This window comes from Pseudomonas sp. FeN3W, from assembly GCA_030263805.2.
In the GTDB taxonomy this organism is placed as follows: Bacteria; Pseudomonadota; Gammaproteobacteria; order Pseudomonadales; family Pseudomonadaceae; genus Stutzerimonas; species Stutzerimonas stutzeri_G.
The window spans coordinates 325753-341873 of sequence record CP136010.1; the positions used below are offsets into that span (position 1 = coordinate 325753).

Sequence of the window (16121 nt, forward strand, 5' to 3'; positions counted from 1 at the left end):
TGGGGCCTTCACACCGCGACAGGAATGAAGAACATGGCAAAACCGCGCAAGCCCGCCGCTTTCATCAAGGACCCGCTCTGGTACAAGGACGCGGTGGTGTATCAGGTGCACCTGAAATCCTTCTTCGATTCGAACAACGACGGCGTCGGCGACTTCCCCGGCCTGATCGAGAAGCTGGATTACATCGCCGACCTCGGGGTGAATACCATCTGGCTGCTGCCGTTCTATCCGTCGCCGCGGCGTGACGATGGTTACGACATCGCCGATTACCGCGGTGTGCATCCCGAATACGGCAGCATGGCCGACGCCCGTCGCTTCATCGCCGAGGCGCACAAGCGTGGGTTGCGGGTGATCACCGAGCTGGTCATCAACCACACGTCCGACCAGCACCCCTGGTTCCAGCGTGCACGCAAGGCAAAGAAGGGCTCAGCGGCCCGGGATTTCTACGTCTGGTCGGATACCGACAAGAAATACGACGGCACGCGAATCATCTTTCTCGACACCGAGAAATCCAACTGGACCTGGGACCCGGTGGCCAAGCAGTACTTCTGGCACCGCTTCTATTCGCACCAGCCGGACCTCAACTTCGACAATCCGCAGGTGATGAAGGCCGTGCTGGCGGTGATGCGCTACTGGCTGGACATGGGCATCGACGGCCTGCGTCTGGATGCGATTCCTTACCTGGTCGAACGCGACGGCACCAACAACGAGAACCTGCCGGAGACCCATGCGGTGCTCAAGGCGATCCGCGCCGAAATCGACGCCAACTACCCCGACCGCATGCTGCTCGCCGAAGCCAACCAGTGGCCGGAAGACACCCAGCTGTATTTCGGCGGCGAAGACGGTGGGCCGGGTGACGAATGCCACATGGCCTTCCACTTCCCGCTGATGCCGCGCATGTACATGGCCATCGCTCAGGAAGACCGCTTCCCGATCACCGACATCCTGCGCCAGACGCCGGACATCCCGGACAATTGCCAGTGGGCGATCTTCCTGCGCAACCACGACGAGCTGACGCTGGAGATGGTGACCGACAAGGAGCGCGACTACCTGTGGAACTACTACGCCTCGGACAAGCGTGCACGGATCAACCTGGGCATACGCCGGCGCCTGGCGCCGCTGCTGGAGCGTGACCGGCGGCGGATCGAGTTGCTCAACAGTCTGCTGCTCTCCATGCCCGGTACGCCGGTGATCTACTACGGCGACGAGATCGGCATGGGCGACAACATCTTTCTCGGCGACCGCGACGGCGTACGCACGCCGATGCAGTGGTCGGTGGACCGCAACGGCGGTTTCTCCCGCGCCGACCCACCGAACCTGGTGCTGCCACCGGTGATGGACCCGCTCTACGGCTACTACACGATCAACGTCGAGGCGCAGCAGCGCGATCCGCATTCGCTGCTCAACTGGACGCGGCGGATGCTGACCATCCGCAAGCAGTTCAAGGCCTTCGGCCGCGGCACGCTGAAGATGCTCGCCCCGAGCAACCGGCGCATCCTCGCCTACCTGCGCGAATTCACCGGAGCGAACGGCGAAACCGAGATCATCTTCTGCGTCGCCAACGTCTCGCGCTCCGCCCAGGCTGCGGAGCTGGAAATGTCGCAGTACGCCGGCATGGTGCCGGTGGAGATGGTCGGCGGCAGTGCCTTCCCGCCCATCGGCCAACTGCCGTATCTGCTGACCTTGCCGCCCTATGGCTTCTACTGGTTCCAGCTCGCGCTGACCAACCAGATGCCAAGCTGGCACCAGGAGCCGGTGGACACCATGCCGGACTTCCAGACGCTGGTACTCAAGCGCCTGGATACCCTGACCGCTACCAATCGGCGCATTCTGGAAACCGAAGCGCTGCCGGCCTATCTGCCGAAACGGCGCTGGTTCGCGGCCAAGGACGTAGCGATCGAGTCGATCCGCATCAGCTATTGCGTGCCGTTCGGCGATCCGAACCGCCCGGTGCTGCTCAGCGAGCTTTGTGTGGAATCCGCCGGGCGCAGCGATCTATACCAGCTGCCGCTGGGTTTCCTGGCCGAGACCGAGTTCGAGGTCGCATTGCCGCAGCAACTGGCCCTGGCGCGGGTGCGCCGCGGGCCGCAGGTCGGCCTGATGACCGATGCCTTCGCCCTCGAGCAATTCAGCGCCGCAGTGATTCAGGGCCTGCGCGATGAATTGGTGCTGCCTTGCAACGACGGTGAGATCCGCTTCGTGCCGATGCCGCAGCTGGCCGACCTGCAATTGCCGGCGCACCCCGAGGTGCGCTTCATCTCCGCGGAGCAGTCGAACAGCTCGGCGATCATCGACAACAAGGTGATGATCAAATTGCTCCGTCGCGTGGCACCGGGCATCCACCCTGAACTGGAAATGGGCGGTTTCCTCACCGAACGCGGCTTCGCCCATATCTCCGGCATGCTCGGCCAGGTCAGCCGCATCAACAAGCAGGGCGAGCCGGTGGCCCTGATGGTGATCCAGCACTTCCTCGACAGCCAGGGCGACGCCTGGGTGTGGACGTTGAACAACCTCGACCGCGCGGTGCGTGACGAGATCGCTGGTGGCGTGTCGATGCACGAGAACCAGTTCAGCGCCCTCGACGAACTGCAGGCCTTCAACCGCCTGCTCGGCCAGCGGCTCGGCGAGATGCACATGGCGCTTGCCACGCCGACTGAAGATCCGGCCTTTGCCTACGAAAGCACCAGCAAAGCCGACGCCAAGCAGTGGGAGCAGAGCGTCAGCGCGCAGCTGGAGCAGGCGCTGCAGCGCCTCGAGGAACATCGCTCGAGCTTCGATCGCAAGGAGGCCACCGCGCTCGGCCAGCTGCTGGCGCGGCGCGACGAACTGCTCGAACAAGTGCAACGTCTGGCTGCTAGAACCGTTGGTGGCGTGCGGACCCGTGTCCACGGCGATCTGCACCTCGGCCAAGTGCTGGTGGTGCAGGGCGATGCCTACTTCATCGACTTCGAAGGGGAGCCGGCCCGCTCGCTGGATGAACGGCGTGCCAAACATAGTCCGTTCAAGGATGTCTCAGGCCTGCTGCGTTCGTTCGAATACGCCGCGGCCATGACCATTCGCGGTGCGCAGATCAGCGACAGCACGTCCGAAGCCGATCAGGCGCGGCAACGTATCGCGGCGAGCTACCAGAGCAGTGCGCAGACGGCCTTCCTCGAAGCCTATCGCCAGGCGACCGCCGAATTGCCGCACGACTGGCGCGACGCGGATGGCGCGAATGCTGCACTGCTGCTGTTCAGCCTGGAAAAATGCGCTTACGAGATCGTTTACGAAGCGGAGAACCGACCCACTTGGTTGCCCGTCCCGCTACAGGGATTGCTGGCCCTGGCACAACAGCTTTTCGATGGAGGCTCCAATGACTGATCGCCCGGTTCTGACCATGCCAGGGGAAACCCTGATGCCCAGCGACGCCGATGTGGACGCGCTGGTGCGAGCCGAGCATGGCAATCCGTTTTCCATTCTCGGGCCGCACCCGGACGGCGAGGGAATGGTGATTCGCGCCTACCTGCCCAACGCCCTGGGTGCCGAAGTGCTCGATCGCGATGAGCAACTGCTCGCCGTGATGGAGCAGGGGCAGGTGCCCGGGTTCTTTTTCGTTCGCCTGCCACATCAGCAACCCTACCTGCTGAAGATTCGCTGGGCCGGCGGCGAGCAGATCACCGAAGATCCCTACAGCTTCGGCCCGCAACTGGGCGAGCTGGACATGCACCTGTTCTCCGAAGGCAATCACCGGCAGATCGGCCGGGTATTCGGCTCGCAGGTGCTGGAAGTCGACGGTGTGCAGGGCGTGCGTTTCGCCGTCTGGGCGCCCAATGCTCGGCGCGTGTCGGTGGTCGGCAGCTTCAACGGCTGGGACGGCCGCCGTCATCCGATGCGGCTGCGCTTTCCGTCCGGCGTCTGGGAGCTGTTCATTCCGCGCTTGCAGCCCGGTGACACCTACAAGTACGAGATTCTCGGGCCGAATGGCATCCTGCCGCTCAAGGCCGACCCGATCGCCCTGGCAACCGAGCATCCGCCGGGAACCGCTTCGGTCATCGCCCGTCCGCTGGATTACCAATGGAAGGACCATGGCTGGCTGCAGCAGCGCGCGGCGCGCCAGTCGATCAAGGCACCGATGAGCATCTATGAGCTGCATGCGGGCTCCTGGCGACGTGACGGCGGTGACGATGGCCGCCTGTATGACTGGCACGAGCTGGCCGAGCGGCTGATCCCCTACGTGGTGGACATGGGCTTCACCCACATCGAGCTGATGCCGATCATGGAGCATCCGTTCGGCGGTTCCTGGGGTTACCAGCTGCTTTCGCAGTTCGCACCGAGCGCGCGCTACGGCAACGCCCATGATTTCGCCGAGTTCGTCGACGCCTGCCACAACGCCGGCATCGGCGTGATCCTCGACTGGGTGCCGGCGCACTTTCCCACCGACGCCCATGGCCTCGGCGAATTCGACGGCACCGCGCTATACGAATACGCGCACCCGTTCGAGGGCTTCCATCAGGACTGGGATACCTACATCTACAACCTCGGCCGCACCGAGGTGCATGGTTTCATGCTCGCTTCGGCGCTGCACTGGCTGCGTGAATTCCACGTCGATGCCCTGCGTGTCGATGCGGTGGCGTCGATGCTCTATCGCGATTACTCGCGCAAGGAGGGCGAGTGGATCCCGAACCGCCACGGCGGGCGCGAGAACCTCGAGGCGATCGATTTCCTCCGTCATCTGAACGACGTGGTGGCCACGGAAACCCCCGGCGCGCTGGTGATCGCCGAGGAATCGACGGCCTTTCCAGGGGTCAGCAAGCCCACCAGCGAAGGTGGTCTCGGCTTCTCCTACAAGTGGAACATGGGCTGGATGCACGACTCGCTGAAGTACATCCAGGAAGACCCGATCAATCGGCAGTACCACCACGACAAGATGACCTTCAGCATGGTCTACGCCTATTCCGAGCACTTCGTGCTGCCGATTTCCCACGACGAAGTGGTCCACGGCAAAGGCTCTCTGGTGGACAAGATGCCCGGGGATCGCTGGCAGAAGTTCGCCAACCTGCGCGCCTATCTTTCGTTCATGTGGACCCATCCGGGCAAGAAGCTGCTGTTCATGGGCTGCGAATTCGGCCAGTGGCGCGAGTGGAGCCACGACCGCGAACTGGACTGGCACCTGCTGGAAGAGGCCGATCACCGTGGCGTGCAGAACCTGGTGCGCGATCTGAACCGACTGTACAGCCAGGAACCGGCTTTGCACGAACTGGACAGCGACCCGCAGGGCTTTCAGTGGCTGATAGGCGACGACCGCGCCAACAGCGTGTTCGCCTGGCTGCGCAAGAGCTCGACCGGGCATCCGCTGCTGGTGCTCGCCAACTTCACGCCAGTGGTGCGTGAGGCCTACCGCATCGGCGTTCCGGTGGAGGCCAAGTGGCTGGAGGTGTTCAACAGCGACGCGGCATGCTACGGCGGCTCGAACACCGGCAATGGCGGCGGCATGCTGGCCGAGCCGATCGAGAGCCACGGCGAGAAGGTCTCGCTGTCACTGACCCTGCCGCCGCTGGGCGTGCTGGTATTGCGGCCGCAGGTCTGAGACGCAGCGATCAAGCGCCGCTCGGGGCAACCTGAGCGGCGTTTTTTTGAGGGAAAGGAGAGGGCCTCTTGGGGCGTGCCTTTGCTTTCTTGAGTGCCTGGAAGATGCGTCGTAGACGCCGTTACGTACCCCGATTCTCGGTCAAGGCCACTTCCACAGATACCGCGATCGAGCATGTCGCTGACAGAGCCGTCAGGCGGCTAGCTCCGTTGGAGCACCCGCCCTTGCGGGAGCGGCCTTCGCGTCGAACGGAGCACATCTGAAGTCGCGGTCTTCCCAGAAAGTCGCTTCGCTAACCCTCAGCTCGTTTCCTGGGAGGCAGCCTGCTGGTCGCCGGCCTGGTTGCTGCTACGCAGTTTCTTCGCCCGTGCTTCGAGCACCACATAGACCAAGGTGGCGAACAGTAGCGGGATCAGGAAGTAGATGACCCGGTAGCCGATCAGACCGCCGACGATGGCGCCTTTGCTCATCTCGTCGGCGAGCATCGCCACGAATACCGCCTCGATGACCCCGAGCCCGGCCGGGATGTGGGTAACCACGCCGGCGATGCTGCTGATCATCAGGATGCCGAGCACTTCGGGATAGGCGGCCTTCTGGGAGAGCATGAAGTACACCACCAGCGCCATCAGCGACCAGTTGGCTGCGCCCAGCACCAGCTGAATCAGCGCCAGGCGCAATGAAGGCAGCTGGATCTCATGGCCGCGTATGGTCCACGAGCGGCGCTTGGAGAAACCGCACAGCCACAGATACACCACGCACGCGACCAGCAGGCCGGCACCGAGCACCCGCAGGGCGGTGAAGCCGATTTCCCAGTTGGCCGGCGGCTGGATCCAGCCCATGGCAAAGATCACCCCGGCCAGCCACATGTAGCCCAGCCAGTTGGTCAGGATGCTCATGGTGAACACCCGCGTGATCTGCGATGGCTTCAACCCCAGACGCGAATACAGGCGGAAACGCAGGGCAATGCCGCCGACCCAGGCGCTCAGGTTGAGGTTGAAGGCATAACAGACGAAGGTCACCGGCAGGATCTGCCGGACCGGCAGGTCATGCCGTGCGTAGCGCTTGCCCAATACGTCGAAGAAGCAGTACACGAGGTAGCTGCCAAAGGCGGCCGCGCCGGCCATCCAGAGCGTTTTCGCCTGGTAGTTGCGCAGGGTCTTGTAGACCTCTGCCCAGTCGAGGTTGCGCGCCAGGCCGATCAGCAGGCCGACGATAAGGGCGAAGAAGACATAGGTGAGGATCTTCTTGATCAGCGGCCAGCGTCGGCGCCAGCCGCTTTTCGCCTCGGCCGGGGTGGTCTGGCTCATTGGTGGTCTCGCTGCAAGGGGGAGGGTACGGGGTCGAGTGGGCGGTTGTCCGGGTCGATCAGCTCCAGGCGCGGCTTGTGCTCGGGGAACAGGCTCACCAACCCCGGGAAATGCCGCAGGAAGTGGAAGATCAGGAAGGCCAGCGGCGCGCGCCACCAGAAACCGCGGATGATCCGCTCCAGCGGAATGCGCCGACAGTCGGTCTGCAGCAGATGGTCGAGGCGCTCGTGCAGGTGGCGATTGAACACATGATCACGAATGATCAGGTTGGCCTCCAGATTGAGCGACAGGCTCAGCGGATCGAGGTTGCTCGAGCCCACCGTGGACCACTCGTAGTCGGCCAGCGCGACCTTGCCATGCAGCGGGCGGCGGCAGTACTCGTGGATCTCCACGCCATCGCGCATCAGGTAGTTGTAGAGCATGCGCGCGCCGAACTTGGCGATGGGCATGTCCGGCTCGCCCTGGAGGATCAGCCGCACCCGTACGCCGCGCCGCGCGGCATTGCGGATTTCCCGCAGCACGCGATAGCCAGGAAAGAAATAAGCGTTTGCAATCAATAGTCTGGAGCGTGCATCTCGAATCGCCTGCAGGTAGTGTTGCTCGATGTCGTTGCGGTGCTGGTCGTTGTCGCGGATGACGAACAACGCTCGCGCCTCGCCGCGGCTGACGCCACCGTAACCCGGCGTCTGATGGCGCATGCGCCGCCGCCACCAGCGATGGGTCGGCTTGTCCGGTGCGATCTGCGCCAGTGCGAAGTGGTGGATATCACGCACCACGGGACCTTCCACCTGCAGGGCATAGTCCTGCTTGGCAGCCGGGCCGAAGTCGCCCAGGTGATCGGCGGAGAAGTTGATACCGCCGATGAAGGCGATCTCGCCATCGACCACGACGATCTTGCGGTGCATGCGGCGGAACACGTTGAGTCGGCGGCCGAGCAGGCGCTTGCCGGGGTCGAACATGTGGATACGCACGCCGACCCGGGTCATGGCGGTGACGAATTCACCATGCAGGTCCGCCGAGCCGTAGCCGTCCACGGTCACATCGACGCTGGCGCCGTTTTCCGCGGCGGCGATCAGCGCTTTCTGTAGCTCCGTGCCTACCTTGTCCTGGAACAGGATGAAGGTTTCCAGCAGCACTTCTTTCTTGGCCTGGGCGATGACCTCGAACACTCGAGGAAAGAACTCTTCGCCGTTTTCCAGTAACTGAAGGCGATTTCCGTCTCTCCAGTGGTAACTCATAGATGTATCTCCACCGCTAGGGGCAGATGATCGGACAAGTGCGTCCAGGGTTTGTTACCGAGGATTCGCGCGTCGTGGCTGCTGGCATTGCGCACGTAGATACGGTCCAGGCGCAGCATCGGCCAGCGTGCCGGAAAGGTTTTCGCCACCCGGCCCTGGGACACGGCAAAGACCTCATGCAGGCCGGCGCAGCGGTCCAGCGTCTTGGTGGCCTTGAGTCGCCAGTCGTTGAAGTCCCCGGCGACCACCACGGGCGCACCTGTGGGCAGCGAGTCGAGCAGGTTGCAGAGCAGCTCCAGCTGCTGCTGGCGGTGCGCCTCACGCAGGCCGAGGTGCACGCAGATGGCATGGAACTCCTCGTGGCCCGGCACCTGCAGCACGCTGTGCAGCAAGCCGCGCCGTTCGGGACCGGCGATGGAGATGTCGAGGTTCTCGTAGCGGATGATCGGAAACTTCGACAACAGGGCGTTGCCGTGGTCGCCGTCCGGGTAGACCGCGTTGCGGCCGTAGGCGAAATCGGTCCAGATGCTGTCGGCCAGGAACTCGTACTGCGGCGTGGACGGCCAGTTGTGAAAGCGCAGTGCGTGCTTGTCGTGCGTGCCGAGGACTTCCTGCAGGAACACCACATCCGCCGAGACGCTGCGTACCGCCTCACGCAACTCGGGGAGGATGAAGCGACGGTTGAGTGCGGTGAAGCCTTTGTGCGTATTGACCGTGAGAATGCGGATCGAATTGACCGCTGTGGCCATATGGGCATCGAGGTCGGCGCTTTCGATCGGGTGATTTTTGTCCAGAGTCAAACCATTGCTCCTTCCAGTTGGCCAGGCGTGGCCTGCAGATGTTCATCCAGGCCGAGCCGGCGCAGCAGTTGCCGCGCGTCATAGGGCGCGCGAACCTTCACGTCGTTGTCGAAATAGCAGTACACCGCGCGGGATTTTCGCGGCCGTGGCTTGCGTGGGCTGGTCAGGCGCGCGTCATCGGGCTGCTCGCCGTCGCTCCAGCGCTGGATGCGATGGCACCAGTGGTCCAGCGCGGTATCGGTGTAGCCGCTGGTATAGAGCTCTTCGGCGCCATGCAGGCGGATGTAGACGAAGTCGCTGGTGAGGTCTTCAAGGTGCGGCCACTTGCCGGCGGTGTCGGCCACCACCAGCGCGACCCGATACTTGCGCAGCAGGTCGATGAATTCGGGCTCGACGAAACTGGCGTTGCGGATTTCCACCGCGTGCCGCATCGGCCGCTTGCGGTCGATGGACAGGTAGCTGCGCCCCTCCATGCGGGGCTCACATGCTTTGGCGATGGCCAGCGCGGCTTCGGTATCGTGGGGCAGTTGGCGAAGGAAAGTCTCGAACAGTGCCGCATCGAATTTAAACGAAGGCGGGAACTGCCAGAGGATCGGCCCCAATTTTTCCTCGAGCCGAAAGATACCCGATGCGAAGAAGTTGGCGAGGGGCATCTCCACGTCGTTGAGGCGACGAATGTGGGTGATATAGCGCGGTCCCTTGATGCTGAAGACGAAGCCCTTTGGCGTATCGGCGTACCAGTCGGCATAGCGCTCCGGGGTCTGCAGCGAATAGAACGAGCCATTGATCTCGATGCTGCTCACCGCGCGCGAGGCGAACTGCAGTTCCTTCTTCTGCGTCAGTCCCTTGGGGTAGAAATCACCGCGCCAGGGCGCGTAGCGCCAGCCGGATATGCCGATATGGATGTTTGCCATGCGGTCGGCCCTACCGTGCAATCAGAACGAACGCTGCGCTTGCCGAAGCACCGGCGACGGCAGCTGCTCTGCAGGGCGTTTCACCGGTGATGGGATTGACCGCTTTCATAACCACTCCAATTCGCCCAGACAAGTGCGTACATCGCCAGTGCGCACATCTGTTCCGACTTTTGCGCGCAGTAGCGGTTCACCTTTTCTATCGCTGAGGTGGCAGTTTTAGCGTGGTGGATGCGCTCTGGGCTGCGCTTGCGCGGCTGGAGTAGGGCCGACTCAGTCCAACTGCAGGCTCCACGGCAGGTCAACGGAAAAGGCATCGACCAGATAGTCGATCATGACCCGGACCTTGGCCGGTGGACGGCGATCAGGCGGGTAGACCACATGAATCCCACCGAGCTCGACGCACGGCTGATCCAGCTCGAGGGCGACCAGCTCACCGCTGCGCAGCGCCTTGGCGACAATGAACTGCGGCTGGTAGATCACGCCCTGGCCACCGACCGCGGCGGCCACCAGGGCTTCACCATTGTTGGCGACCAGATCGCCGCTGATTGCGATCCGCACTTCGGCATTGCGACCGAAAGGCCAGACCTTGCCCGCGGCGAGGCTCGCCAGGCTGTAACCGAGACAGTTGTGCTGTCCCAGATCGGCGACGCTGCGCGGCACGCCTCGCTCATCCAGGTAGCGCGGCGCGGCACAGACCAATAACGGGCAGTCTGCAAGCTGCCGCGCCTGCATGGGGCTGTCCTGCAGCCTGCCGATGCGCACGGCCATGTCCCAGCCGCCATCGATCAGGTCGATCCGGCTGTCGGTCAGGCCGAGCTCCACTTTCACCGCGGGATGGCGACGGCTGAATTCCGGAATGAGCGGGGCGATGAATTGCGTGCCGAACGTCAGCGGCACATTCATGCGCAACAGCCCGGTGGCCTCGATCCGCTGCGACGCAACGCTGGCCTCGGCTTCCTCGATCTCCGGAAGGATGCGCTGGCAGGCCTCCAGATAGTTGCTGCCGGCCTCGGTAAGGCTCAGGCGACGCGTGCTGCGGTGGAACAACTTGACCCCGAGGCGGGCTTCCAGCGCATCGACATGCTTGCTGGCCATCGCCGGCGACATGTCCAGATGACGCGCCGCTGCCGAGAGGCTGCCAGCCGTGGCGGCGCGGACGAATACGCGCATGCCGGTGATTCGATCGAGCATCGCGCTCCTACTCCTGGTTAAAACTGTCTGTGCTTTTTAGCGGGTTCTATAACCAGTGAGTGTAGGCCATGCTTTGTCGCACGTCCTTCATGGAGTCCGCTGATGATTGCCAGTGATCCTGCTACCGATCGAACCATGCCGACGCTGTTCGTGCCGCATGGCGCCGGGCCTTGCTTCTTCATGGAGTGGAACCCGCCGACCGCCTGGAATGCCACGGCCGATTTCCTCAAGGGCATCGCTGCGACGCTGCCGGCGAAGCCCACGGCCATCGTGCTGATTTCCGGGCACTGGCTGCAGCCGACGTTCAGCGTCACCAGCGCTGCACGGCCGGCGCTGATCTTCGACTATCACGGCTTTCCGCCACATACCTATGAGCTGCGCTATCCGGCTACAGGTGAACCGCGCCTGGCTGCGCGTATCGCCGGCCTGCTCGAAGGCGCTTCGCTCGGTGGCCGCGAGGACGCGCAGCGCGGCTTCGACCACGGCATGTTCATCCCGCTGAAGCTGATGTTTCCCGACGCGGATATTCCGGTGGTGCAGCTCTCGCTGCGCAGTGATCTCGACCCTCGGGCGCATATCGAGGCCGGTCGTGCCTTGCAGGACCTGCGCAAGGACGGGGTGTTGATCGTCGGCAGCGGCATGAGCTTCCACAACATGCGCGGCTACGGCGACCCACGTTTCGCGGCGATCTCCGACGAGTTCGATCACTGGCTGAGCGCCGCGATCGAAGCCGCGCCCGAGCAACGCGAGCTTGCGCTGCAACGCTGGGAACAGGCGCCGTCGGCACGTCTATGCCATCCGCCGCGCGCCGAGGAGCATCTGCTTCCGCTGCTGGTCGCGGCTGGCGCGGGCGGCGACTCCATCGGGCGCAAGGTTTTCAGCGACCGTGTCATGCACACCACGCTGTCAGCCTATCGCTTCGGCTGACACGGAAATTTTCTAGAGGAGAACAAACGATGTATCGATCACATGCTCATATCGCGGCCGAGAACCCGCAGCGGCTGATCAAGCGGCTGTGCAACCACTGGCGGCACAAGTTTCCCGTGCAGCTGGACGAGCAGGGCGGGGCTATCGAGCTACCGCTCGGGAACTGCAACCTGCGCATTGCCGAAGGCCATGTGGACGCGCAGCTGGCCTCTGCCGATCAGGAGCAACTGCAGCGCCTGCAGACGGTGGTCGCCGATCATCTGCTGCGCATGGCTGGTGACGAGCCACTGAGCATCGACTGGCAGTCCTGAGATCGTCAACCACAAGGAGCAAGCCCCCATGATCAACGACTCGAGAACGAAGTACGGCAGCATCTCGCGAACATTCCACTGGCTGATGGCGCTGCTGATCGTCTGGCAGTTTCTCAAGCTGGGCGACCGCATCGCCGAAGGCGAGCACTGGGTCGGGCAGACCCTGGTGCCCTGGCACGTTTCCCTGGGCGCGGTGCTGCTGGTACTGGTGGTACTGCGCATCGTCTGGGCGGCGAGCCAGCTCAAGCAGCGCCCACCGCACGATCCGGCCACGGCGTGGTTGGTCAAGGGCGGTCACCTGGCGCTGTACGGCTGCATGCTGTTGATGCCGATCAGCGGTGTGCTGTATCTGGTCGGCAATGGCTACGGGCTCAAGGTGTTCGGTCAGCAGATGGTGGAGAAAGGCCCGGAAATCGCCAGGGCCGCCTCACTCGGCAGCGTGCATTCACCGCTGGCCTGGCTCACCGTTCTGCTGGTGCTCGGGCATATCGGCGCTGCGCTGTATCACCGCCTGATCAAGCGCGACGACATCATGCAGCGCATGCTCTAGGGGCTGTTCCCGTTTCGTCGCAAACCGGAGGGCCGTATACGAAACGGGCGCACCCTACGCCCTGGCTTCACTGGCTGCTCAACGCAAAGTTGGGCAGCGAGCTAACCGGCTGGTTGAAGCGGAAGGGAATCGACAACATCGAGCTGCCATAGGCCTTTTGCACCACGAAGTGCAGGTGTGGGCCGGTGCTGCGGCCGGTGTTGCCGGACTTGCCCAGCAGCGTTCCGACCTTGACCTGCTGCCCTGGCTTGACCCGTACCGATCCGCGGCTCAGATGCAGGTAGGCGCTGTGGGTGCCGTCCTCGTGTTCGATGCGCACATAGTTGCCGGCCGGGTCGGGAAACCGACCGCCCTGGCCATTGCGAATCTTCACCACGGTGCCCGCCCGCGCCGCCACGATCGGGGTGCCGACAGGCATGGCGATATCCACGGCATAGCGGCCGCTGGGCGAGTTGTGGCTGAAATCGCCGCCAGCGCCCTGGGAGATGCGGAACGGTCCGCCTTGCCAGGGCAGCGCATACGCCGGCCCTGGCACCGAGACCGAATCAGGCTGATCCGGCTCCGGCGAGAACAGCATCGCGTAGCTGAACGAATGCTTGAACATGATCGGCCCGCCGGCCTTGCGCTTGCTCAGGGTAGCCACGCGAACGCGGCTGTTGGCCGGTATGGTCTTGCGAATCACACCGTTGCCAACGCCGGCCACATTGACCATGCGCGTCAGCCGCAAGGTGACCTCGACCGGTACTTCCAGCGTGTTGCTGACGTCCATCGCCTTGCCGCTGCCGGCACGGTTGATGAACAGGCGCACCGAGCCCGGTTTGTCGGCTTTTGCCTGATTGCTGGAAGCCAAGGCCGGCACCAGAGGTGTCAGCCCGAGCACTAATAGAAGGGGATAAAGAAGCGGTCGCAGAGGGAGCATGACGTGTGATCCATCACGGAAAAGACAAGGCTGCCGGCGACGAGCAGAACGAATCCGTTGGGTTGGTTAGGGGCCGCGCTGGTTTTGGGACTTGAGTCACGCAATGAGGTTCACTACCGCGTGTCGTTTTTTGCGCGCGGGTGCGGGAGTAAACCTGTAGCGGATACCGGGGTACGTACCCGGATAAAGAAAGCGAAAGCGCCCCGGCCGCACTGGGCCGAGGCGTATTTGGTCACTCGTCGGATTTGATCAGTTCGAGCATCAGCAGCGAACGGCCGGTCACGGCGTATTCGTCGTTGAAGTCGAACCGTTCCGGTCGAGCGGTCGGGTGGTTGGTGTCGATCAGGCGGTTCCAGTAGATCCCCTGCGGCACCTCCGGCAACGTGAAATTCACCAGGCCGTGATGGGCGTTGACGATGATCAACAGCGTCGCGTCGGAGCCTGCACGTCGGATGCCGGTGGGCTGGGCTCGGCCGTCGAGCAGCATGCCCATACAGCGGTTGTGCGCGTCCTGCCACTGCTCGATGGACATCTCCTCGGCATTCGGTGCCAGCCAGGTCACGTCCTTCACGCCCAGTTCTTCATTGTAGGCACCGACCAGGAAGCGCCCGCGGCGCAGCATCGGGAAGCGCTGGCGCAAGCGAATGAGCTTGCGGGCAAAGCCCAGCAGGCCATAGCTATCTTCGCTGATGTCCCAGTTGACCCAGCCGATCTCGCTGTCCTGGCAATAGGCGTTGTTGTTGCCGTGCTGGGTGCGGGCGAATTCATCACCGGCAACGATCATCGGCGTGCCCTGGGAGAACAGCAGCGTGGCGAGGAAATTGCGCATCTGCCGATAGCGCAGCTCGTTGATCTCCGGGTCGTCGGTATGCCCCTCGACGCCGTGGTTCCACGACAGGTTGTTGTCGCTGCCGTCGCGGTTGTCTTCGTCGTTGTCTTCGTTGTGCTTGTGGTTGTAGGACACCAGGTCCTTCAATGTGAAGCCGTCATGAGCGGTGACGAAGTTGACCGAGCTGAACGGACGCCGCCCGCGCTGGTTGAACAGATCGCCGGAACCGGTGAGACGGCTGGCGAAATCGGCCAGCTGGCCGTCGTCACCTTTCCAGAACGAGCGCACCGTATCGCGGAACTGGTCGTTCCACTCGGCCCAGCCCGGCGGGAAACCGCCGACCTGATAGCCACCGGGGCCGCAGTCCCAGGGCTCGGAAATCAGTTTGGTCTTGGCCAGCACCGGATCCTGGCGGCAGGCGACGAGGAAGCCGTGACGCTCGTCGAAACCATCGTGCTCGCGGCCGAGAATGGTCGCTAGATCGAAGCGGAAGCCATCCACGTGCATCTCGGTCGCCCAGTAGCGCAGCGAGTCGGTAACCATCTGCAGGACGCAGGGATGACTCATGTCCAGCGTGTTGCCGGTGCCGGAATCATTGATGTAGTAGCGCTTGTCGTCCGGCATCAGGCGGTAGTACGAGGCGTTGTCGATGCCGCGCATGGAGAGGGTCGGGCCCCGCTCGTTGCCTTCGGCCGTGTGGTTGTAGACCACATCGAGAATCACCTCGAGATCGGCGTTGTGCAGGTGCGCGACCATCTCCTTGAATTCGGTGATCTTGCCGCTGGCCAGATACTTCGGGTGCGGCGCGAAGAAGGCGATGCTGTTGTAGCCCCAGTAGTTGGCCATGCCCTTTTCCAGCAGATGCTGGTCCTGCACGAAGGCATGGATCGGCAAGAGCTCGATCGAGGAAACGCCAAGCTTGCGGATGTAGTCGATCACTTCCGGCGTCTTGAAGCCGGCGAAGGTGCCGCGCACATCGTCCGCTACCGCCGGGTGGCGCATGGTGTAACCGCGCACGTGAGTCTCGTAGATGATCGTCTTGTCCCAGGGCACCTGCACCGGATGATCGCGACCCCAGGTGAAGGCCGGGTCGATGATCTTGCACTTGGGCACGAAGGGGGCGCTGTCGCGCTCATCGAAACTGAGGTCGCCATCAGGGTGGCCGATGGTGTAGCCGAACAGCGCCTCCGACCATTTCAGCTCGCCCACCAACTGCTTGGCATAGGGGTCGATCAGCAGCTTGTTCGGGTTGAAGCGGTGGCCGTTCTCCGGGTCGTACGGACCGTATACGCGGTAGCCGTAGATCTGCCCGGGATGCGCATCCGGCAGGTAGCCGTGCCAGATCTCATCGGTGTACTCGGGCAACTCGATACGCTCGAGTTCTATTTCACCACTGGGGTCGAACAGGCAGAGTTCTACCTTGGTGGCATGGGCGGAGAAAATGGCGAAATTGACGCCCAGACCATCCCAGGTTGCCCCAAGAGGGAAGGGCAAGCCCTCGCTGATCCTGGATGGGGTCGTAACCTGCGGCACGTAGGGCTTTTTCTTACTCATGAAATCTCCAAAAGG

General features: G+C 63.2%; 12 protein-coding genes. 5 read left to right on the forward strand and 7 right to left on the reverse strand.

What is annotated here, in order from left to right:
• Window positions 1–33: 33 nt before the first annotated feature.
• Window positions 34–3360: a maltose alpha-D-glucosyltransferase gene (treS, locus tag P5704_001430; protein ID WOF79194.1), complete on the forward strand. Its 3327-nt coding sequence runs from the start codon at window positions 34–36 to the stop codon at window positions 3358–3360.
• Window positions 3353–5566, forward strand: coding sequence for a 1,4-alpha-glucan branching protein GlgB (gene glgB, locus P5704_001435; protein ID WOF79195.1), 2214 nt, complete (start codon window positions 3353–3355; stop codon window positions 5564–5566). Before treS ends, glgB begins: the two co-directional genes overlap by 8 nt.
• 299 nt (window positions 5567–5865) lie before the next feature.
• Here glgB and P5704_001440 read toward each other — a convergent pair whose 3' ends face one another.
• The 5 genes from P5704_001440 to P5704_001460 form a co-directional block, all read right to left on the reverse strand.
• Complete coding sequence (locus tag P5704_001440; protein WOF79196.1) at window positions 5866–6873, reverse strand: lysylphosphatidylglycerol synthase domain-containing protein; 1008 nt, start codon at window positions 6871–6873, stop codon at window positions 5866–5868.
• On the reverse strand, window positions 6870–8111 hold the full coding sequence (gene clsB / locus P5704_001445) for a cardiolipin synthase ClsB (GenBank protein ID WOF79197.1): 1242 nt from the start codon (window positions 8109–8111) through the stop codon (window positions 6870–6872). The genes P5704_001440 and clsB overlap by 4 nt, the downstream gene beginning before the upstream one ends.
• Window positions 8108–8911: an endonuclease/exonuclease/phosphatase family protein gene (locus tag P5704_001450; GenBank protein WOF79198.1), complete on the reverse strand. Its 804-nt coding sequence runs from the start codon at window positions 8909–8911 to the stop codon at window positions 8108–8110. Before P5704_001450 ends, clsB begins: the two co-directional genes overlap by 4 nt.
• Window positions 8908–9825 carry a DUF72 domain-containing protein gene (locus tag P5704_001455; protein ID WOF79199.1) on the reverse strand — a complete coding sequence of 306 codons (918 nt, stop codon included), beginning with the start codon at window positions 9823–9825 and terminating at the stop codon, window positions 8908–8910. Before P5704_001455 ends, P5704_001450 begins: the two co-directional genes overlap by 4 nt.
• Window positions 9826–10095: 270 nt before the next feature.
• Entirely contained in the window at window positions 10096–11016 is a 921-nt protein-coding gene (locus P5704_001460; GenBank protein WOF79200.1) for a LysR family transcriptional regulator, read from the reverse strand.
• Window positions 11017–11118: 102 nt separating this feature from the next.
• On the opposite strand from P5704_001460, the gene P5704_001465 reads away from it, so the two are divergent.
• Genes P5704_001465 through P5704_001475 form a run of 3 tightly spaced genes read left to right on the forward strand, consistent with a single transcriptional unit; the run spans window position 11119 to window position 12804 of the window.
• Window positions 11119–11943 carry a class III extradiol ring-cleavage dioxygenase gene (locus P5704_001465; GenBank protein WOF79201.1) on the forward strand — a complete coding sequence of 275 codons (825 nt, stop codon included), beginning with the start codon at window positions 11119–11121 and terminating at the stop codon, window positions 11941–11943.
• 29 nt (window positions 11944–11972) lie between these two features.
• Complete coding sequence (locus P5704_001470; protein ID WOF79202.1) at window positions 11973–12254, forward strand: DUF2218 domain-containing protein; 282 nt, start codon at window positions 11973–11975, stop codon at window positions 12252–12254.
• A 28-nt stretch (window positions 12255–12282) separates the two neighbouring features.
• Entirely contained in the window at window positions 12283–12804 is a 522-nt protein-coding gene (locus tag P5704_001475; GenBank protein WOF79203.1) for a cytochrome b, read from the forward strand.
• A gap of 67 nt (window positions 12805–12871) precedes the next feature.
• On the opposite strand, the gene P5704_001480 is transcribed toward P5704_001475, so the two are convergent.
• Window positions 12872–13723: a M23 family metallopeptidase gene (locus P5704_001480; protein WOF79204.1), complete on the reverse strand. Its 852-nt coding sequence runs from the start codon at window positions 13721–13723 to the stop codon at window positions 12872–12874.
• A 232-nt stretch (window positions 13724–13955) separates the two neighbouring features.
• The gene (glgX, locus tag P5704_001485; GenBank protein ID WOF79205.1) at window positions 13956–16106 is read right to left on the reverse strand and encodes a glycogen debranching protein GlgX; all 2151 of its coding nucleotides are present in this window, start codon (window positions 16104–16106) and stop codon (window positions 13956–13958) included.
• Between the last annotated feature and the right edge of the window lie 15 nt (window positions 16107–16121).